Genomic DNA, 17,934 nt, shown 5'->3' with positions numbered 1-17,934 from the left:
AGGGCCCGGCGCTCGGAGGCGTGCGGAGCGGGCTCGGAGTACTGGTGTCCTGCGCCGGAGGTCCGGCGCAGGACACCGGGAGCAAGGCCGGTGATCCGACCGGGCTACACGGCGGTGTTGATGACGGAGACCATGCCGAAGTGGTGGTGGGCGATGGTGAGGTCGCCCTGGGTGTCGCCGCCGGTGGGGGTGATCATGGCGGAGGAGACGGTGTACTCCCTCGGGCCGCCGCTCTGCATCAGGAAGGGGATGCCGATGGTGGCGGGGGTCTGCGGGCCGAGGGAGCCGAGTCCCGGGGGGACGGAGAGCCGGTAGACGGAGGGGATGGCGGGGTCGTTGTTCTCGTAGAGCGCGGTGAGGCCGGGCGGGCGGCCGGCGGTGGGGACCTGGGTGTAGAAGGGGGTGGAGAAGGTGAAGTTCGCGGGGCTCTGGGTGCCGTCGAACAGGGTGCCGGCGCCGTTGAAGAAGTGGAACGGGATCTCGGCCGACGCGCCTCCGGCGATCAGGGGCAGCTGGGGGGAGGTGAAGTAGAGGTTGGCGTTGCCGGGGGGCGGGGTGGCCAGGCTGGAGCGGACGAAGCCGAACTCCCACACGTTGCGGGTCAGATCGCTGTCCATGTCGGTGGTGTTGTTCGCGTCGGTGGTGAAGATCGCCCGGCCGATCGGGGGGATGTTGGGGGCGGCGGGCAGCAGGGTGAAGGTGACGGGCACGGTCACGGCCGCGTTCGCGGGGAAGCCGTTGAACGAGACCTGGATGACGGAGGGCACGTCGGGCGCGCTGTTCTGGTACAGCCAGCGGGAGGTGGCGCCGCTGACGGAGGGCAGCGACGCGACGTTGGCGTGGAACGGGGTGATGACCTTCAGCGACACCGGTCCGGTGGCCGCGGCGCTGCTGAAGTTGCCGACCGTGACCTGCACGGTGGCCGTCCCGCCGCCCATGTAGGTGCCCGCGTCCGCCGAGCAGTACAGGTTCACGCTGTTCAGCACATCCGGCCGGCGGGTGGTGCCTGCGGGGGTCGCGGACCGGTCCTCGGCTGCGGCTCCCGCAGGCACGGCTGCGCCCAGGCCCACCACGGCGGCACCCAGTCCTGCGGCCCGGAGGAGGCTTCGGCGTGCCACCGGTGCTGCCCCCGGCCCGCCGGACTCGTCCTCTTCGCGGATTCCATCGACCATGTCTGCACCTCCATCGGCACGTAGCGGTGAAGCGGGCTCCAGCCCAACGGTTCGTACCATGACACGTAGTCATGTCGCAGCTCGGTCAACGCGCTTGACGGCATCCGGTCCGTCACCGTGCCGGAGTCGACGCGGCAACGGTGCCCTTCCGAGCAGTGGCCACTGGAATGGCGAGCCCCCGGGCGTCGGACGGTGCCCGGGGGCGCGGGAGCGCGTGCTGTGCGCTCAGAGCGAGGCGAGGCTGAAGTCCACCTCGTGCTTCCCGGTCAGGGCCGTCACTCCGGTGTCGCAGGAGCCGGTGATGCCGGACAGGTCGAAGCTGCCCTGGTAGCTGTTGAGGGGCAGGAGGGTGCTGGTCACGTCCGAGATGCCGGTCTCGTCGTTGGTCACCTCGCTGCCACCCGAGTTGCCCTTCTCCCCGCCCTTGAAGGAGACGGTGGTGCGGCCGAGGACCCTGTTGTTGACGTCGTACCAGGTGAAGGTCGCCGTTCCGGAGAAGGGATGGTAGGACTCGCAGGAGAACGTCCCGGTGGCGACCGAGGAGATCGTGCCATGGCCGACGTTCGAGTTGGTTCCGGCGGCGCTGTAACAGTCGTCGAGACTGCCTTCGAGCGTGTACGAGTTCGATGCCGCCGCGTCGGTCACCGGGTTCTTGAACGTCAACGTCGCCGGCCCTGTGCAGGTCAGGTTGTCCAGGACCTCCGTCGCCTGTGCGGTTCCGGCCACGCCGGGGATCGCCACCGACAGCAACCCGCCCACGAGGGCCGCCACCATCAAACGTCTCATCAGTCGTCCTTACTCTCTGTCCATCGGCGCTGTGCCTTGGGGCCAAGGATCGTCGGTACTCGATCAACCGGCATTTGTGCGGCACCGGCGCGCTCCGTGTCTCACTCGGACAGCGGGACGGGGCGGCCAGGTGGCCGGTGCGGGCGCCCCGCCGCGGACGGGTCGGGTCACCCGATCCCCACTCCGGCGTCGCGGGAGGACCGCGGCCACAGCACTGTTTGAGCATGAGCTACGACGATTGGGTGACAGCCGGAGCCCGTGTGAGGCCTGCCCGCCCCCGGAGGGTGCGCGCCGCCCTCGGTTCCGGCTGCCTCGCGGGGGCGCTGGTGCTGCCCGTCGGTGCAACCGCGCCCGCCCGGGACGCGACCACCCGGACCTTCACCACCGACGCCACGTTCACCGTCCCGGACGGTGTCACCGGCATCACCGTCACCCTCGTCGCGTCGGGTGCCGGGGGAGGCGGCGGGGGCGGCGGAGGTGGCACCGGCCTCTTCAAGAGCGGCGGCGGGGGCGGGGCGGGAGGCGGCGGCGGAGGAGGGGCCCGGGTCACCTGCACCCTGGCCGTCACCCCCGGCGACGTGCTGACCCTCACCGTCGGCAGCGGCGGAGCCGGTGGAGCGGGAGGTGTCGCCGGTGAGGAGACCGACCCGGGCGCCGACGGCGGCGCCGGGGGCGCCGGGGGCCGATCCACCCTCACCGGCGGCGCAGTCGTCCTGGCAGCCGTGGACGGCGGGTCAAGCCCCGGTGGCGGGGGCGCGGGCAGTGTGCTCGGAGGCGCCCGGGGCGAGGGAGGCCACGGCGGAGGGAGCGTCCCCGCCTCCGCCTGCAAGGGCGGAGGGCCCAGTGGCACGGGCGGATCCGACGGTGACCTCGGCGCCGGTGGTGAGGAAGGCGTCGACGTGACACCGGCCACCGTCGGCGACACCGTCCCCGGCAGCACGGGCGGCGTGGGCGGCGAAGGCGGTGCAGCGGGGGCTCCTGTGTCGGCCGCCTGCCCCGTGGGCACCGGCGACGGCGGGGACGGCGGGGACGGTGGCGACGGCCAGGACTACGTCGGCAACTTCGACGACCCCCAGACCCCCGGCGAGGACGGCACCGAGGGCGCTGCGGGCGGCAACGGCTGCATCACCCTCACCTTCTAGAACAGCGGACTGGGCCCCGGCGCCGCTTGATCGGCGTCGGGGCCCAGCGCTTCGTCAGGCCGCCGTGTCCAGGAGGCTCGTCCCGCCCGGCCCGAGTTCGCCGGGCACCGCCCTCTCCGCAGCGAGGGGCGGGGCTTGCGGGAGCGCGGCGGTGGGGCGCCCGTTCGGGATCAGGCGTCCTGCGCGGGGACGAAGGGGACGGGCATGGGCCTGGCCGTGGGGGTGGCCGTGGGTGTGGCGGTGGGCGTGGGGGTGGCGGTGGAAGTCGGGCTGGAGGTGGAGGTCGGTGTCGGCGTGGGGGACTGCGTGCCGGTGGGCAGCGTGATGGTGACCGTCCCGTCCAGCGTCATCGACTTCAGGCCGGTCGGGGTGCTGCAGGCCGTGAGGTCGATGTTGGACTTGACCGGGTCGAGGACCACCGTCCAGGTGGCGCCCTTGTAGCGGCCCGCGGTGATGCCGCCGCTGAGGGGGTTGCTCGACTTGAGCAGGTCCTGGATCGGCTGCATGTCCCAGGTGAAGTCGGTGGTGCCCGGGTCCTCCGTGGTGGGCTGGCCGTTCGCGGTCTCCCAGGTGACGCGCTGCAGGGTGCCGGGCGCGTTCTGGTAGCTGCCGGCCGCGCAGGTCACGCCGTTGCCGAGGCCGGTCCCCACGTAGTCCGCCTGGGTGATGGGGGCGTCACCGGTGCAGTTGAGCAGTTTGGGGTTGCCGAGGGTGGCCGTGATGTTGTCCTGGGGGACGAGGGTGAGGCCGGAGCTGAAGGTCATCGTGAAGCTGTCCTCACAGGTGATGACCTGGGGCACTCCGACGGCGGAGGTGTCGAACACGAGCAGTCCGCCGACCAGGGTGCCGGCCGTGAGGGCGGCGGCCGCGATACCGATGGGGTGTTTCATGGGGTCGTGCCTTTCTTGGGGTGGGGGAGCCCGGTGGTGCTGGGGGCCGGCTCACCCGGGGAGTCCGGGGGCCGGGGCTGTGGGACGGCTCGACGGGGTGGGGAACCCGGAGTCCGAGGGCCCGGCCGCTGCGGGGGAGCCGTCGTCCTCGCCGTGGCGCGCGAGGGTGAGGAGCGCCGTACCGCTGACCACCAGGACGGCGAGGACGTAGAGCGGGGTCACGGACGGGGACTTGAACCAGTCGGTGGCCTCGGCGGTCAGGTAGGTGGCGAGGGTGCCGCCGAGGAGTCCGCCCAGTTGGTAGCCGACGGCGGTTCCGCTGAGGCGCACACGGCTCGGGAAGAGCTCGGAGACCAGGGCAGCCTGGGGGGCGTACATCGCGGCGAAGCCCACCAGCGACAGCAGGTAGGCGAGCACCAGGACCGGAGGAGAGCCGAAGCGCAGCAGGGGCGCGAACGCGGCGGCCCAGACCGCCGTGGTGATGGTCCCGGCCAGGCAGACGCGCCGTCTCCCGTAGCGGTCCGAGAGCGCGCCGAAGAACGGGATCAGGGCGATCAGCGCGAGCGGGGCGAGGAGCGAGAGCGCGATCAGGGCGTTGAGCGACAGGCCGGCGACGCGCAGCAGGGTGAGGACGTAGTTGAACGAGAAGCCGAAGAGCACGACGTCGGCTCCGGCGGTGATCGCCGTGGTGATCAGCAGCTTCCTGCGGTGCCGGGCGATCAGTTCGATGACCGGCCGCCTGCTGCGGGCCCCGGTGAGGGTGAGCGCCCGGAAGGCGGGGGTCTCCTCGATCCGCGCCCGGGCCCACAGCCCCACCACCACCAGCACGGCGGAGAGCAGGAAGGGCAGTCGCCAGCCCCAGGTCATGAACTGGGCGGGGGTCAGCGCACCGGAGACCGCCGTCATGGCCCCGAACGCCAGCAGGTTGCCCGCCGGCGCGCCGATCTGGGCCCAGCTCGACACCAGCCCCCGGCGACCCGGTTCGGCGCACTCGTGCGCGACGACGGTGGCGGCCCCCCACGCACCGCCCAGGCCGAGCCCCTGGAGCAGGCGCAGCGTGACCAGCAGGAGGGGGGAGGCGAAGCCGATCTGGCCGTAGCCGGGCAGCAGCCCGACCAGGCCGGTGGAGGCCCCGGTCAGCAGCAGCGCGCCGACCAGGGCGGGGCGCCTGCCGTGGCGGTCGCCGAGGTGCCCGAAGAACGCCCCGCCGACCGGCCGTGCCACCAGCGCGGCCCCGTAGAGGCCGATGCCGGTGAGCGTCGCCGCGAAGGGCGAGAGGTAGGGGAAGAACTGGTGCTTGAAGACCAGTACGGAAGCGTTGACGTAGAGGAAGAAGTCGTACCAGACGAGCGTGGTACCCATGAGGCTGACGATGACCGAGCGGCGGACATCGCGCGTCGCGAAGCGCACATCGAACTCCATTGCGTGTGACTGCCGTCACTTCTAGCAATATTCCAGCGCCGGTGGCATCGCGCCACGCAGGCCGTCGCGGGCTGGACTATTCGCGTGCGCACGGAACCTTTGCCCCGAACTCCGGGGGTTCGCCGGGGCGTCCGGCGTGACCGGTCGGAGGTTGGTTCAACTCGGCTCGAAAGTAAGGGAGTTCGTGGTTCGTGTGGTCGACTCGACTTCTTGTCCGAATGTGGCGTTCAGGTTAATCGTGTCGCCGGTGAATCGTCGTGCTGTGGAGTGGATTCCGGCCGTCCGACCGCCAGGACAATGCGACTTCCATTCGCATGTGGCTCACTGGCGGGTCGGATTCATGGAGAATCCGACTTTCACACCCGGCCCGTCGCCCGCTCCGGCCCCCGCTGCCGTCGCCGGAGTGCTGTCGGACGCCCGTCGGCGACACCTCTGTCCACGGCGCTGTCCGCAGCTCGCCGGCGCGGCTTCACCGGGCACACTCGGAAGATCACCAACGGCATCCGCGATCTTCGCCGGAGCCGAACGACGTGGCCAGCCACCCTTGGGAGGAGCCGGCATGAACCGGTCCCGGTTGACGGAGCAGTCCGACGTGGCATCGGGCCCTGACGGTCCGATCACCGTCTTGTCCGGCTACGTCCATCCGACGCGCGGACCGGTGACCTGCCCGGCGGCCCCGCTCGTGGCCGGGTGGCTCCACGAGCGCGGGTTCGCCTCCCGGATCGGTGCCGGCGGGATCCTGCCGGCGGGCCGGGGCGGGCGGCTGTTCGCCACGACCTACATCGACCTGGACGGGGCCGTGGTGGGGATCGCCGTGATCGCTCCGGCCCGCCAGGAGGCGGTGGCGGCGGAGGCCGTCCGGGTCTGGTCGGCCACGGTGCGGACCAGACGGCTGATCGTCTGCGCGTCGGAGCCCGCGTGCGGACCGACCCCGGTCGTCCCGTCCCAGCCCCTGAACCGGCTTCCCCCGTCCGCAGGGGGCGCGGGGCAGGCCGAGTGTCCGCGGGCGGCCGCGACGTGGGCCGCCGTCCGGCAGTACGAGGCGCGCGGGGACACGGTCCTCGTGCTCGGCTGCGGCGGTTTCGCCCCGGCCGGCCCCGCCGCGCAGCAGACGGGCGCGCAGCAGGCGGGGTGGGTCCGGGTGCCGGATGCGGCCGGGGCGCGGGCCCTGCGGTCCGTCGATCCCGAGCGGTTGTCCTTCGTCCAGCACCCGTGCTCACCGGTCGAGGAGGTCGCGGAGATCCTCGGGGTGCTGCGCGTGCGGTTCCCGCTGCTTCGGGGCCAGCACCCCGATCAGTGGTGCTACCGCTCCTCCGACCGGCGGCGCGCCGTCCGCGCGGTGGCGGAGTCCAGCGACCTGGTACTGGTCTCCGCCAGCAGCGCCGTGGCGGCGTCGATCCGCTCCGGCGCGTTCGTGGCGTTCAACGGTCTGAACGCCCTGCGGCCCGAGGAGATCGCGGCGGCGGCGACTGTCGGTGTGATCGCCCCGCTGCGGGCGGCCGAGGGCGCTGGAGACGCGACGGACGCGGTGGTCGGGGTGATCGGCGGCCTGGGGCCGGTGAGCGTGGCCTACCACCGTACGGTCACGGAGGTCGCGACCGACGTCCTCGCGCGGACTCCGCGCCGGCCCTGACGGGGAGAAGGCCCGGACGGTGCCGCGGGCGCGAATCGTCAGACGCGCCCGAGGGCGGTGGCCCGTTGGATGAGGTGGTCCGCGGCCGGCCGTCGGCGGTGGGGGAGCAGGAGCCCGGGCATCCGCGCCCTGGCCAGATGGGCCCGGCGGGAAGCCAGCAGCGGGTAGACGTCGAGGAACTCGTGCCAGGTGGCGCAGGCGGCTTCGATGTGCCCGGCCGCCAGCTGCCGTTCGGCCAGCCTGCTGAGGATGACGGCACGGGAGCGGGACTCGCCCCGGGGCCTGCGGGCGGCGGACACCTCCAGGAGCTTGATCGCCCCGGCGGGGTCGCCGAGTTCGACTCCGACGAGGGCCCGCTGGTGGTCCCACGAGGCGCGGTGGTAGTCGCCGATCGGCGGCGGCGGGCCCGTGGCGTTCGTGAGGAGGTCGCGGGCGTCGCCGATGTGGCGCAGCGCGGCCGTCCGATCGCCGACGGCGGCCTCGGACAGGGCGAGTTGCCCCAGGACGGAGGCGCGCAGCCGCGGCGCCGAGGAGCTGATGCGGCAGTCGGCGGCGGCTTGCGCCAGGCGCAGGCTCTGGCGCCGGTGGCCGAGTTCGTAGGCCTGGGTGGCCATGGCGCGCAGGGTCATCGCCTGGGCGGCCGTGTCGCCGGCGTGCCGGGCCAGGTCGAGGGCGAGGCGGTAGTACTGGCCGGCGAGGCCGTTGAGGTCGTCGTCGACGTGCATGAAGGCGCACAGGTAGCACAGTCGGGCGGTGGCTCCGAGGATGCCGAAGTGCCGGACGGGCGGGGCGGGTGCGGCGAGCATGGGCGCCGCCGTGGTCGAGAGGAACGCGGCGAGTGCGGTGCGGGCCTGGCCTCCGCCGTGGACGCGGTCGATCGCGGAGAAGACGGGCAGTAGCAGGGCGAGCGCGTCCGGCTGGGGCGGGGGCGCCTTTGCGCCCGCGGGTACCGACGGGCCGCTCGGGGCTTCGGTCAGGCCGGTCGGGCTTCCGGACGGGGCGGGCGGCGGCTGGTAGGAGAGGAGGCTCCCGTGGCGATCGGGTGTGACGGCCGCCGCAGCGAGCCGTGCGAGCACCGCCGGGGAATCCGGCGGCGGGGCGTCCGGTGGCGGGCCGCCGAATCCGGCGTCGGCCAGGGTGACGGGCCGTCGGAGCCGACGGCCCAGCGCCGCGCAGACGAGGTGGGGGACGGGCTTGCGGGGAACAGCTCCGGTGAGCCACTGGTGCACCGAGGCGCGCCCGTAGGCCCGGGCCCATCCGGATTCGGTGCCGATCTGATTGACGGCCCGGGCCAGTTGCTCTCCGGTCCATTGGGCTTCTTCGAGGAGTTCGCGAAGGCGGGCGTTGGGCACACGGCGGACGGCCATGTCTCTCCCGGCGGGTCGTCGACGCCGCGCTCACGGCGGCCCGGTCCGGCCTCCGCGGTACGCGGTCGCGCTGCGCACATCCCGCCATGCTATCCGCTCGCGGTGCCGCCGGGATACCCGAATGGGATTCTCAACTCGGTTTAATTCTTTGAAAGTTGACGCCCGGAAAAGCTTGACGGGCCGGCCGTCGAAAAGCGCCCGCGAGCGCGGCCGCAGACTCCACCATCAGTGACGTCGGGGCGTTTCCTTCGAGCGTGCCCCAGGGTGGAGGCGGAATCCGTGATGTCCGGCCCGCAGCGTCCGCAGAGTCCCACGGCCATCGAAAAGTTCGTTCACATGTTCCCCGGGCAGGGGGATTTCAGTCTGACCCCGCTGTTGCGGACGCTTCCCCGCGTCGGGTCGCTGGCACGCGCGGTCGCCGAGGTCTTCGAGGAGGCCGACGTGGTCGCCGCCGAGTTCGGGGTGGCACCGATCGGCCCCCGGCTGGCAGGCGGCTCCCAACTGACAGGCGGCTCCCGTTCGGGTGGTGGCTCCCAACTGACAGGCGGCTCCCCGCTCAGCACCGGCGCGCTGGCCGCCGAGCCGCCCGGGACCGTACAACTCGCGCTGTTCGGTGTGTCGTTGGCGGTGCACCGGGCACTCGAAGCCGACGGCTGCCGGGCGCACCGTCTCCTGGCGGTCAGCTTCGGCGAGATCCCCGCGCTGACCGCGGCCGGATGCTGCTCGGTCGCCGACGGGGCCCGGCTGGCCTGCCGGCTCGGGCAGTTGCTGACCGGCCACGGTGGCGGCATGACACTGCTGGGCACGGGCCCGGCCACAGCCCGCCGGCTGCTCGCGGCCGCCGGGCCGGGCACGGGCGTGGTGGTGGCCTGTGTCAACCACGGCGGGGAGACGGTGGTCTCCGGCCCGCTCGACGGGCTCGCCGTCGTCGAACGGTCGGCGACGGCGCACGGCGTGGGGGTGCAGCGGCTGCGGCTCCCGTTCATGAGCCACCACCCGGCTCTCGTCCACGAGGCCGGTGCGTTCGCGTACTTCGCCCGACGGCTGCGCCTGTCCCCGCCGCGCCGACCGGTGTACTCGGCGGTGGCCGGCCGGCTCTACCGCGCGGACAGCGACCTGCCGAGCGCGCTGTCCGCCTGCCTGGTCAGGCCCTTCGACCTGCCCGCGGTGTTCGGCGCGGCGCTGGCGGACGCCTCGCTGGTCGTCGAGGCGGGCACCGGCAGCACGCTGACGAACAGCGTGCGCAGGATCGACCCGCGGCAGGACGCGCTCGCGCCGGTCGCCGACGGTCCGTGGCCGACCGGCCCTCCGTCCCCGCCCCAGTCGCCGCTGGAGCCCCCGCGCTCCTGCCCGCCTCCCGCCGCGCCGGGGGAGGGCACGTCGCACCACCACCACCCGACCACGACGGCCGCACGGGGAGACTCATGAACACTGAACGGAGGCCTGGCGAGGAGGCCGACGCGATCGACGTCCTGACCCGCCTCTCGGCGTTGCTCCCTCCCCGGCGGGCCGCGGAGTTCAGACAGCTCCTGGCGGACCACCGGGCCGAACACGGGGCGTCAGCCCTGCGCACGGACGTCAGCGCGCACCGGCGGCTGGCCCGTCTGGCGGCCTCGCTGCCGCCGGCGGCCGAGGTGGTCGCCGACGCGGAGCTGCTGGCCGCACTCAGCGAGGCGACGGCACTGGCGGATCCATCGCTCTACCAGACCTTCCTCTCCCACTACACCCTGTGCGTCGGCTCGCTGGTTCTCCTGGGCGGCAAGGCCGCGGACCCGGACGGCGCCCTCGCGCACGCACGCACCAAGGGCTCCTTCCTGGTCACCGAGATCGGCGACGCCGGCAGCCACCTCGGGATCCGTACCGAGGCCCGGTTCGACCCGGTCCGCCGCGCGTTCACACTGCACACCCCGGACCACCGGGCCGCGAAGTTCTCCTCCGTCGCGGCGCTCGGCCTGCCCCAGCAGGCGGTGGTCTGCGCACGGCTGCTGACGGGCGCCCGGGACGGGGGAGTGTTCTCCTTCCTCGTCGACATCACCGGGGCCGACGGCCGCCCGGCACCGGGTGTGTCGGTCTCCGGCCCGCTCCCGGTGGGCGCGCTCCCGCTGCCCTACGGCCTCGTCCGGTTCCACGGCGCCCGAATCCCGTACGACCGCTGGCTGGCGGACGGGGCCGGGATCGACGCCACGGGCGTGCTGCACGACCCTCAGCCCAGCGCCGACGCCCGCCTCCAGCGGACCCTGAGCTGCGGCCAGGGGCTGTGGGCCACCCTGCCGTCCGCGATGGCCGGCCTGGCGGGCCGCAGCGCGGCGATGGCCTGGCGGTTCAGCGCGGGCCGCCGCTCGCACGGCCGGCTGGCGCCCGGGAGCCCGGTCCTGGAGTACCGCACCCAGCAGCACGCCGTCGTCGGAGCGCTGGCCGCCGCCTTCTCCCTGCGCTGCACCGCCCGGGCGGCCCTGTCCACGTGGGCGGGCCTGCGCGCCGCAAGCCCCTCCGACGGGCCGGGCACGGCGATGACCTTCTCGCCCTGGGCCGCGGTCGACCGCTCGCTCGCCCTCTACAAGGCGCACAGCACCCGGGCCGTGGCGGACCTCGTCGACTCCCTCCAGCACCGCTGCGGGGTGTCGGGCCTCTTCGACCACAACCGGCTGCCGGGCTACCTCGGCTTCGCCCGCGCCTTCGACAACGCCGGCGGCGACAACACCCTCATCCTGCTCGACGCCGGCCGCGCCCTCGCCGAGGAGCGGGCACGCCCCGATCGCGGGCCGGCCGGCCCGGGCCGGTTTCCGTCAGACCAGGGCCAGTTCCCGTCCGATCCGACCGACGCGGCGTGGTGGCCCTCGGTCGTCACCGCGCTGCAGGACCGGCTCGCCGACGACCTCGCCGCCGCGGCTTCGGCCCGTACCGAGGCGCTGCGCCGCTCGCCCCACCGTTCGCTCCACCGCGACCTGGACCTGTGGAACCCGCTGCTGGAGGACGCCCTGGAGCTGGGGGACGTCCAGGCCCGCCGGCTCGCGGCCGAGGCCGCGGTGGAGGGGAGCGCCGCGCACGGGCGCGGGTGGCCCGTTCCCCGGGCGGCCGACCTCGCCGCGCTCGACGGCCTGCGCCAGGCCCGGTGCCTGGCCGGTCCCCTGCTGGCGACCGGCGTGCTCACCCCCTCGGCGGTGCGCGCCCTGCCTGCCGCCATGGACGCCCTGTGCGACCGGCTGCGTCAGGCCTTGCCGGACATCGTGGCCGCCCTCGACCCCGGGGCCGGCCTCGCCCGTACCGCCCTCGACGAGCCCGACTACGCCGCCGCGCTCCTGGCCGCCCATGGTGCCTCCGCCGGCGCCCCCGCCAGTTCCTCCACCAGTTTCTCCACCGGCTCCTCCACCGGCTCCTCCGATCGCACCGGGAGCACGTCGTGAACCGAAGGAAGCCCCCCATGACCGGCGTCCTGGGCATGGGCACGTACCTGCCCGCCGAGGTCCGAGGCAACCACGAGGTCGGCCCGCCCGCCGGGGTCTCGGCCACCTGGATCACCGAGCGCACCGGCGTGGTCGAACGGCATCGGGCCGCACCCGACGAGGCCGCCTCGGACCTGGCAGCGGCCGCCGTACTGGCCGCCTGCGAGGCCGCCGGTATCCCGCCGGAGCGGCTCGACCTCGTCGTCGCGGCGACCTCCACGCCCGACGAACTCGGGCCGGCCACCGCCTGCCGCATCCAGGCCCTCACCGGCGCCGGCAACGCCGTCGCACTCGATGTCAGCGCGGCCTGCTCCGGCTGGCTGTTCGCGGCCAAGGTCGCGCACGCCTGGCTGGCCACGACCCCCGGCGCCCGGTACGCGGCGGTCGTCGGCGTCGAGGCCTACTCGAAGTTCGTCGACCCCGCCCACCGAGCCACCGCCGTCCTCTTCGCCGACGGCGCCGCCGCAGCCGTCCTGGGCCCCGTCCACGACGACGCCGGCTTCCATGGCTTCCGCCTCGGCTCGGACGGCCGCGGCGCGCACCACGTGCTGATCCCCGCCGGTGGCAGCCGGATACCCGCCGGCCCCGAGAGCCTGAACGCCGGGCTGCACCACATCCACATGGACGGCCGGGTCGTGCGCGACTTCATCACCGAGATCTTCCCCCGCCTCGTCGACCAGACCCTCACCGACCACGGCCTCGACCTCAAGGACATCGACGCCTTCATCACCCACCAGCCCAACCCGCTGCTCCTGCGCGCCGTCGCGGACCGGATCGGCATCCCGGCCGAACGCCTGCACATCACCGGAGACCTGACGGGCAACATCGGCGCGGCCTCCGCCCCCTTCGCGCTGGCCGACGCCGCCGCCCGCGGCCTGCTGGCCGACCGGGCCCGCGTGCTCGTCTGCGTCTTCGGCGCCGGCCTGACCTGGGGCAGCGCCCTGCTCACCTGGACGGGCGCCCGCTCCTTGCGCGCGCCCGTCCGGTCCAGCAGCGACCTGAAAACCCTGGCCCGGGACACCCCCGCCCGGGACAGCACCGCCCGGAACGCCACCGACTGACGCCCCGCCGGAACCGGAGGAACACCCCCATGACCATCCTCAACCGCTTCCGCCTCGACGGCCGCCGCGCACTGGTGACCGGCTCCTCGCGCGGCATCGGCCAGGCCGTCGCCGTCGCGCTCGCCCAGGCCGGGGCCCGGCTCGCCCTCTCCGCCCGCACCGGGCCCGCGCTGAAGCACACCGCCGACCAGGTGGCCCGCTACGGTGGCACCCCCGTCCTGGTACCCGGGGACCTCGCCGACACCGGGCAGGCCGCCATCGTCGACCAGGCCGCCCAGGCCCTGGGCGGTCTCGACATCGTCGTCCACAACGCCGGCATCCTGCCCACCAACCCCGACGGCAGCACACTCCTCGCACCGCTGCAGCACCTCCCGCAGCACGTCTGGGACGAGGTGGTCGCGGTCAACCTCAACGCCACCGCCGCGATCTGCCGGCACGCCCACCCGTACCTGGCGCAGTCGGACGGCGCCAGCCTGGTGCTGATGTCCTCGGTCGCGGGTCTGGTCGGCACGCCCATGATGGAGGTCTACGCCGCGACCAAGGCCGCCCAGGTCTCCCTCGCCCGCAGCCTCGCGGTCGGCTGGGCCCGCAGCGGGATCCGGGTCAACGCGCTGTGCCCCGGGTGGGTGCGCACCGACATGACGGCCGCCGTCCACACCAATGCCGCGCTCACCGACTGGCTGCTGGCCCATGTGCCCATGGGGCGCTGGGCCGAGCTGGAGGAGGTCGCCGCAGCGGCGCTGTTCCTGGCCTCGCCCGCCTCCGCCTTCCTCACCGGGCAGGCAATCGCCCTGGACGGCGGCCTCTCGGTCCCCGACGGCGGTCTTGCGGGCACCCCCAAGCCGCCCTCCCCGTTCGCCGCGGCATGACCTCCCCACCCTCCGCCCCCGGCCACCGCGCCACGGCGGTGATCGCCGGCCTCGGCTCCAGCCTCCCGCCCCAGGAGGTGACCAACACCCAGATCATCGCCCGGGGCGGCCTGGACACCACCGACGAGTGGATCACCGGCCGGACCGGCATCCACCGCCGGCGCCTGGCCGGACCCGGCGTCAGCACCGGGGACCTGGCCACGGCCGCCGCGCGCGCCGCGATCGACTCCACCGGCTCCCCGGGCCTGCGCCCGGACCTGCTCCTGCTGGCCACCACCACGCCGGACCGCCCCTGCCCGGCCACCGCACCGGAGGTCGCCCACCGCCTCGGCCTCGGACCGGTCCCCGCGTTCGACCTCGCAGCCGTCTGCTCGGGCTTCCTCTACGGCCTGGCCACGGCCTCCGCCCTGCTCCGCAGCGGCGCCTGCCGAACCCCCCTGGTGGTCGCGGCCGAGAAGTACTCGGCCATCGTCGACCCCTTCGACCGCGACACCGCACCGCTCTTCGGCGACGCCGCCGCCGCGGTGGTGCTCCGCCCCGGGGACACCACCGAACCCGGGGCCCTGCTGGAGACCGACTGGGGCAGCGACGGGGGCGGGAGCGACCTGATCACCGTGGCCGCAGGCGGCCCGCGACTCCCCGCCACCGAAGCCCCCGGGCGCGGCGACCGCTACTTCCGGATGCGCGGGCGCCAGGTCTACGCCCACGCCGTACGCCGGATGGCCGCCTCCGCCGGGGCCGCCCTGGCCGCGACCGGCTGGCAGGCCCGCGAGGTCGAGGCCTTCATCGGGCACCAGGCCAACCAGCGGATCCTGGACGCCGTCGCCGACCGCCTCGGCATCCCGCCGCGGCACCGCTTCGGCAACATCCGCGACGTCGGCAACACGGCGGGCGCCTCCGTACCGCTCGCCCTCGCCGACGCCGCCGCCCGAGGGGCCTGCCGCCCGGGCGCCCCGACCCTGCTCACCGCCTTCGGCGGCGGTCTCACCTGGGCCTCCGCCACCCTGCTGTGGCCGGACGCACCCGTACGGACGGCCGCCCCGGAACCCCGGCCCCCGCGCCACGACCACGACCACGAGGAGGTCAGCCCACCGTGAACCCCGTCCGCGAGCACCTGGTCACCCTGCTCACCGAGAAGTTCGACACCCCCTCCGACACGATCGGCGACGACGCCGCCCTCGACGAGCTCGACCTCGACTCCCTCGCCCGGATCGAACTCGTCGTCACCCTCCAGGAACACTGGGGCGTCGCCCTGGACGACGACCTCGACTCCGCCGCCGACGTGACGGTGGGCCAGCTCGTCGACCGCATCCACGCCCTGCTCGCGCAGCCCGTCCGGCCCGTCGCCTCCGTCCGGCCCGACCCGTCCGTCGACCCCGAGCAGCCGCCCGGCCCAGCCGCATGAGTGCGGCCCGCCCACCGCTCGCCGTCACCGGGATCGGCCTGGTCACCCCGGCCGGTCACGGGGCGGAGCCGACCTGGCGAGGCGTCCTCGACGCCCGCAGCACCGCCGCACCCGATCCGGCGCTCGCCGGGCTCCCCGTCGTCCTCTCCTGCCGGGTCCCCGGCGACTCCGCCGCGCTGGTCGGCGGCCGTCAGCCCTGGAGGCTGGACCGCGCCACCCGCTTCGCCATCGCCGCCGCGCGGGAGGCCGTCGCCGACGCGGGCCTCGAACCCGCGCGCTGGGACGGCGCCCGGGTCGCTCTGGTCCTCGGCTCCGCCGCCGGAGGAGTCGGCAGCTACGAACACGCGGCGGAACGACTCCGCACCCTGGGCCCCTCCGCCGTGTCCGCACTGGCGCTCCCCGCCTTCCTGCCGAACATGGCAGCAGCTCAACTCGCCATCGAGCTCGGCACGACGGGCCCGGTGCTGCACACCGCCACGGCCTGCGCCTCCGGGGCCGCCGCCATCCACACCGCGGCCCTGCTGCTCCACACCGGAGCCTGCGACATCGCCCTGGCCGGCGGCACCGACGCCATGATCACTCCGGTCTGCGTCGCCGGATTCGCCCGGATGAAGGCGCTCTCCCGCAACACCGACCCCGCCCGCGCCTCCCGCCCGTTCGACGCGGACCGCGACGGCTTCGTCATCGGCGAGGGAGCGGGCTTCCTCGTCCTGGAACGCCGGCCGGACGCGACGTCGCGGCAGGCCACGCCCAGGGCCCTGCTGGTCGGCACCGGAACCGCCGCCGACGCCTACCACCCCGTCGCACCGCACCCGGAAGCCCGTGGACTCGAAGCGGCCGCCCGGCTGGCCCTCGCCGAGGCCGGCGCCGGCCCCGACGACGTCGACCACGTCAACGCCCACGGTACGAGCACCCCGCTCAACGACTCCGCGGAAGCCCGCCTGATCGACCGGCTCTTCGCCCTGCGCCCCCCGTCCGTCACCTCCGCCAAGGGCGCGCTCGGCCACACGATGGGCGCCGCCGGTGCCATCGAAGCCGCCCTGACGGTGCTCACCGTGCAGCACCAACTCGTCCCCGCCACCGCGGGGTTCGCCCTCCCGGACCGGGACACCGGCGCGATCGACCTGGTCCACGACGGCCCCCGCCGCCAGCGCCTCCACCTCGCACTGAGCACCTCGGCCGGATTCGGCGGCCACAACACCGCCCTCGCCTTCGCCCCCGCCGCCACCTCCGGGAGCTGACAGCGGGACGAGGACGCAAGGCGCATCAGCTGTTCAGGAAAGAACTGGATCATTCGGCGCGTCCCGCCTTACGGTGGCGCCATGAGCGATCACCCCGAAGCACCTGTCGTGCCCGTCGAGGCCTATGAACCCCCCTACTACCTGGCCGTCTTCACGACAGTGCGGACCCAGGACCAGAGCGGTTACAGCGAGACCAGCGCACGCATGGAAGACCTGGTGAAGGACGTCCCCGGGTACCTGGGGATGGACCACGCCCAGACTCCCGGCGGCCTGGGCATCACTGTCGGGTACTTCCGCGACGCCGACGCCCTCACGGAGTGGCGGAGCAACGTCGAGCACCGCGCGGCGCAGAAGCGCGGGCAAGCCGAGTGGTACCAGAACTACACGCTGCACGTGGCGAAGGTGGAGCGCAGCCACGGCTTCAGCCGAGCGTAGGGCGGTTTCCAGGGTCCGCGGGGCCCGATAGCGGGCTGACCGGCTCTCGTCGTCCAGGCGGGCCGCGATGGTCAGGGGCCGGACCGAACCGTGTCGCGGGTCTGGACAGCGGTGCGGGGGTCGGCCAGTCTTCACCAGCATGACCCTCCCGCTCCCCGAGCACGTCCCCGGTGCCGCGCGCACCGCGCTTTTCGAAGCCGTCACCGCCGTCGGCGACGAGGCCGTCGCCCTGCTCGCCGGCGGCCGCGGCGACACCCCGATACCCGGCGCCGAGTGGACGGTCGGCGAGGCCGCCGCCCACCTGGCGATGGCCAACGAGCTGATGGCCGCACTGGCCGCCGGCGAGGAACGGCCGTACGGGGACGGCAGTCCGGGTTCGCTGGCCGCCGCGAACGCGGCCTCGCTGGCCAGGCGGCCGGAGCGGGACCTGACCGTGCTCGCCGGGGAGATCGCCCGGCAGGCACGGCAGTTCACGGCGGCGGCCGGCGCGCGCGGCGGCACCGAGCCGGTGCTGACCCCGCTCGGCCCGATGGACCTGGACACCCTCGGCGCCTACCTGCTGACCCACATGCTGGGCCACCTCTACGACATCGCCGTCGCGCTCGGGCGGCCGCACCCGCTCGACCGGCACCGCGTCGGGCTGACGATGCCCTTCCTGCAGATGGCGATGCCACGGGTGCTGGACGCGCGCGCCGCGGCCGGCCACAGCGCCTGCTACCGGCTTCGGGTGCGCGGCCTGGGCGGGTTCGCGGTGACCTTCACGGACGGTGCCGCCGTGGTGAGCCAGGAGCCGCCGCGCCGCCCGGACTGCACGATCCTCACCGGCCCGGTGGCGTTCTTCCTCATCGCGCTGGGCCGCTACACCGCCACCGGCGCCCTCGCCCGGGGCAAGGTGCTCGCCTGGGGCCGCCGGCCGTGGCTGGCACCGGGCTTCCCCCGGCTGTTCGCGGCCCCCTGAACACGGCCGCCGGCCGCCGCCGGTGTCACGCCGGCGCATCGTGACGTCATGTCGTGGCGCCCAGGGGCGGACACGTCAGACTGTCACTGGTCCGTTCTGCGGGTTGAGAT

16 protein-coding genes are annotated in these 17,934 nt (G+C 74.3%); 11 read left to right on the top strand and 5 right to left on the bottom strand.

The window, feature by feature from the left end; translation table 11 throughout:
• Nucleotides 1-104: 104 nt before the first annotated feature.
• Nucleotides 105-1,172, bottom strand: a complete 1,068-nt coding sequence (locus ACFWPT_RS19340) for a hypothetical protein (protein ID WP_380483009.1) — start codon at nucleotides 1,170-1,172, stop codon at nucleotides 105-107.
• A 225-nt stretch (nucleotides 1,173-1,397) separates the two neighbouring features.
• Entirely contained in the window at nucleotides 1,398-1,958 is a 561-nt protein-coding gene (locus ACFWPT_RS19335) for a hypothetical protein (protein ID WP_380483007.1), read from the bottom strand.
• A 224-nt stretch (nucleotides 1,959-2,182) separates the two neighbouring features.
• Here ACFWPT_RS19335 and ACFWPT_RS19330 point away from each other — a divergent pair, with 224 nt between their 5' ends.
• Nucleotides 2,183-3,100, top strand: coding sequence for a hypothetical protein (locus ACFWPT_RS19330; RefSeq protein WP_380483005.1), 918 nt, complete (start codon nucleotides 2,183-2,185; stop codon nucleotides 3,098-3,100).
• 170 nt (nucleotides 3,101-3,270) lie between these two features.
• On the opposite strand, the gene ACFWPT_RS19325 is transcribed toward ACFWPT_RS19330, so the two are convergent.
• Together ACFWPT_RS19325 and ACFWPT_RS19320 are read right to left on the bottom strand one after the other, a co-directional pair.
• Entirely contained in the window at nucleotides 3,271-3,990 is a 720-nt protein-coding gene (locus ACFWPT_RS19325) for a hypothetical protein (protein ID WP_380483003.1), read from the bottom strand.
• Nucleotides 3,991-4,041: 51 nt separating this feature from the next.
• Entirely contained in the window at nucleotides 4,042-5,352 is a 1,311-nt protein-coding gene (locus tag ACFWPT_RS19320) for an MFS transporter (protein ID WP_380369294.1), read from the bottom strand.
• 619 nt (nucleotides 5,353-5,971) lie between these two features.
• On the opposite strand from ACFWPT_RS19320, the gene ACFWPT_RS19315 reads away from it, so the two are divergent.
• Nucleotides 5,972-7,045 (top strand): hypothetical protein, encoded by a 1,074-nt coding sequence (locus ACFWPT_RS19315; RefSeq protein WP_380483001.1) that lies wholly within the window; start codon nucleotides 5,972-5,974, stop codon nucleotides 7,043-7,045.
• 38 nt (nucleotides 7,046-7,083) lie between these two features.
• Here the strand turns inward: ACFWPT_RS19315 and ACFWPT_RS19310 are convergent, their stop codons facing one another.
• Nucleotides 7,084-8,412, bottom strand: coding sequence for a tol-pal system YbgF family protein (locus ACFWPT_RS19310; protein ID WP_380482999.1), 1,329 nt, complete (start codon nucleotides 8,410-8,412; stop codon nucleotides 7,084-7,086).
• Nucleotides 8,413-8,748: 336 nt separating this feature from the next.
• On the opposite strand from ACFWPT_RS19310, the gene ACFWPT_RS19305 reads away from it, so the two are divergent.
• The 9 genes from ACFWPT_RS19305 (at nucleotide 8,749) to ACFWPT_RS19265 (ending at nucleotide 17,824) form a co-directional block, all read left to right on the top strand.
• The gene (locus tag ACFWPT_RS19305) at nucleotides 8,749-9,840 is read left to right on the top strand and encodes an acyltransferase domain-containing protein (RefSeq protein WP_380482997.1); all 1,092 of its coding nucleotides are present in this window, start codon (nucleotides 8,749-8,751) and stop codon (nucleotides 9,838-9,840) included.
• A complete protein-coding gene (locus ACFWPT_RS19300; RefSeq protein WP_380482995.1) occupies nucleotides 9,837-11,816 on the top strand; it encodes a hypothetical protein in 1,980 nt (659 codons plus the stop codon). Before ACFWPT_RS19305 ends, ACFWPT_RS19300 begins: the two co-directional genes overlap by 4 nt.
• Before the next feature lie 17 nt (nucleotides 11,817-11,833).
• Complete coding sequence (locus ACFWPT_RS19295) at nucleotides 11,834-12,916, top strand: 3-oxoacyl-ACP synthase III family protein (RefSeq protein WP_380482993.1); 1,083 nt, start codon at nucleotides 11,834-11,836, stop codon at nucleotides 12,914-12,916.
• 29 nt (nucleotides 12,917-12,945) lie between these two features.
• Entirely contained in the window at nucleotides 12,946-13,785 is an 840-nt protein-coding gene (locus ACFWPT_RS19290) for an SDR family NAD(P)-dependent oxidoreductase (protein ID WP_363630894.1), read from the top strand.
• Nucleotides 13,782-14,882, top strand: a complete 1,101-nt coding sequence (locus ACFWPT_RS19285; RefSeq protein ID WP_380482991.1) for a beta-ketoacyl-ACP synthase 3 — start codon at nucleotides 13,782-13,784, stop codon at nucleotides 14,880-14,882. The genes ACFWPT_RS19290 and ACFWPT_RS19285 overlap by 4 nt, the downstream gene beginning before the upstream one ends.
• Nucleotides 14,879-15,190, top strand: coding sequence for an acyl carrier protein (locus tag ACFWPT_RS19280; protein WP_380334520.1), 312 nt, complete (start codon nucleotides 14,879-14,881; stop codon nucleotides 15,188-15,190). The genes ACFWPT_RS19285 and ACFWPT_RS19280 overlap by 4 nt, the downstream gene beginning before the upstream one ends.
• Complete coding sequence (locus ACFWPT_RS19275) at nucleotides 15,187-16,431, top strand: beta-ketoacyl-[acyl-carrier-protein] synthase family protein (protein ID WP_380369275.1); 1,245 nt, start codon at nucleotides 15,187-15,189, stop codon at nucleotides 16,429-16,431. The genes ACFWPT_RS19280 and ACFWPT_RS19275 overlap by 4 nt, the downstream gene beginning before the upstream one ends.
• Before the next feature lie 81 nt (nucleotides 16,432-16,512).
• Nucleotides 16,513-16,866 (top strand): antibiotic biosynthesis monooxygenase family protein, encoded by a 354-nt coding sequence (locus tag ACFWPT_RS19270; RefSeq protein ID WP_380334514.1) that lies wholly within the window; start codon nucleotides 16,513-16,515, stop codon nucleotides 16,864-16,866.
• Nucleotides 16,867-17,005: 139 nt separating this feature from the next.
• Complete coding sequence (locus tag ACFWPT_RS19265) at nucleotides 17,006-17,824, top strand: maleylpyruvate isomerase family mycothiol-dependent enzyme (protein WP_380482989.1); 819 nt, start codon at nucleotides 17,006-17,008, stop codon at nucleotides 17,822-17,824.
• The last annotated feature ends 110 nt before the right edge of the window (nucleotides 17,825-17,934 follow it).

Origin of the sequence: Kitasatospora sp. NPDC058478, assembly GCF_042720345.1 — a bacterium.
Lineage (GTDB): Bacteria > Actinomycetota > Actinomycetes > Streptomycetales > Streptomycetaceae > Kitasatospora.
This window is presented reverse-complemented; position numbering and strand designations above follow the sequence as displayed.

Coding starts and splice junctions, on each gene's coding strand:
- ACFWPT_RS19335 (WP_380483007.1), bottom strand. CDS start 1,958: ATGAGACGTTTGATGGTGGCGGCCCTCGTGGGCGGGTTGCTGTCGGTG.
- ACFWPT_RS19285 (WP_380482991.1), top strand. CDS start 13,782: ATGACCTCCCCACCCTCCGCCCCCGGCCACCGCGCCACGGCGGTGATC.
- ACFWPT_RS19295 (WP_380482993.1), top strand. CDS start 11,834: ATGACCGGCGTCCTGGGCATGGGCACGTACCTGCCCGCCGAGGTCCGA.
- ACFWPT_RS19290 (WP_363630894.1), top strand. CDS start 12,946: ATGACCATCCTCAACCGCTTCCGCCTCGACGGCCGCCGCGCACTGGTG.
- ACFWPT_RS19265 (WP_380482989.1), top strand. CDS start 17,006: ATGACCCTCCCGCTCCCCGAGCACGTCCCCGGTGCCGCGCGCACCGCG.
- ACFWPT_RS19275 (WP_380369275.1), top strand. CDS start 15,187: ATGAGTGCGGCCCGCCCACCGCTCGCCGTCACCGGGATCGGCCTGGTC.
- ACFWPT_RS19330 (WP_380483005.1), top strand. CDS start 2,183: ATGAGCTACGACGATTGGGTGACAGCCGGAGCCCGTGTGAGGCCTGCC.
- ACFWPT_RS19300 (WP_380482995.1), top strand. CDS start 9,837: ATGAACACTGAACGGAGGCCTGGCGAGGAGGCCGACGCGATCGACGTC.
- ACFWPT_RS19340 (WP_380483009.1), bottom strand. CDS start 1,172: ATGGTCGATGGAATCCGCGAAGAGGACGAGTCCGGCGGGCCGGGGGCA.
- ACFWPT_RS19320 (WP_380369294.1), bottom strand. CDS start 5,352: ATGGGTACCACGCTCGTCTGGTACGACTTCTTCCTCTACGTCAACGCT.
- ACFWPT_RS19270 (WP_380334514.1), top strand. CDS start 16,513: ATGAGCGATCACCCCGAAGCACCTGTCGTGCCCGTCGAGGCCTATGAA.
- ACFWPT_RS19310 (WP_380482999.1), bottom strand. CDS start 8,412: ATGGCCGTCCGCCGTGTGCCCAACGCCCGCCTTCGCGAACTCCTCGAA.
- ACFWPT_RS19305 (WP_380482997.1), top strand. CDS start 8,749: ATGTTCCCCGGGCAGGGGGATTTCAGTCTGACCCCGCTGTTGCGGACG.
- ACFWPT_RS19325 (WP_380483003.1), bottom strand. CDS start 3,990: ATGAAACACCCCATCGGTATCGCGGCCGCCGCCCTCACGGCCGGCACC.
- ACFWPT_RS19315 (WP_380483001.1), top strand. CDS start 5,972: ATGAACCGGTCCCGGTTGACGGAGCAGTCCGACGTGGCATCGGGCCCT.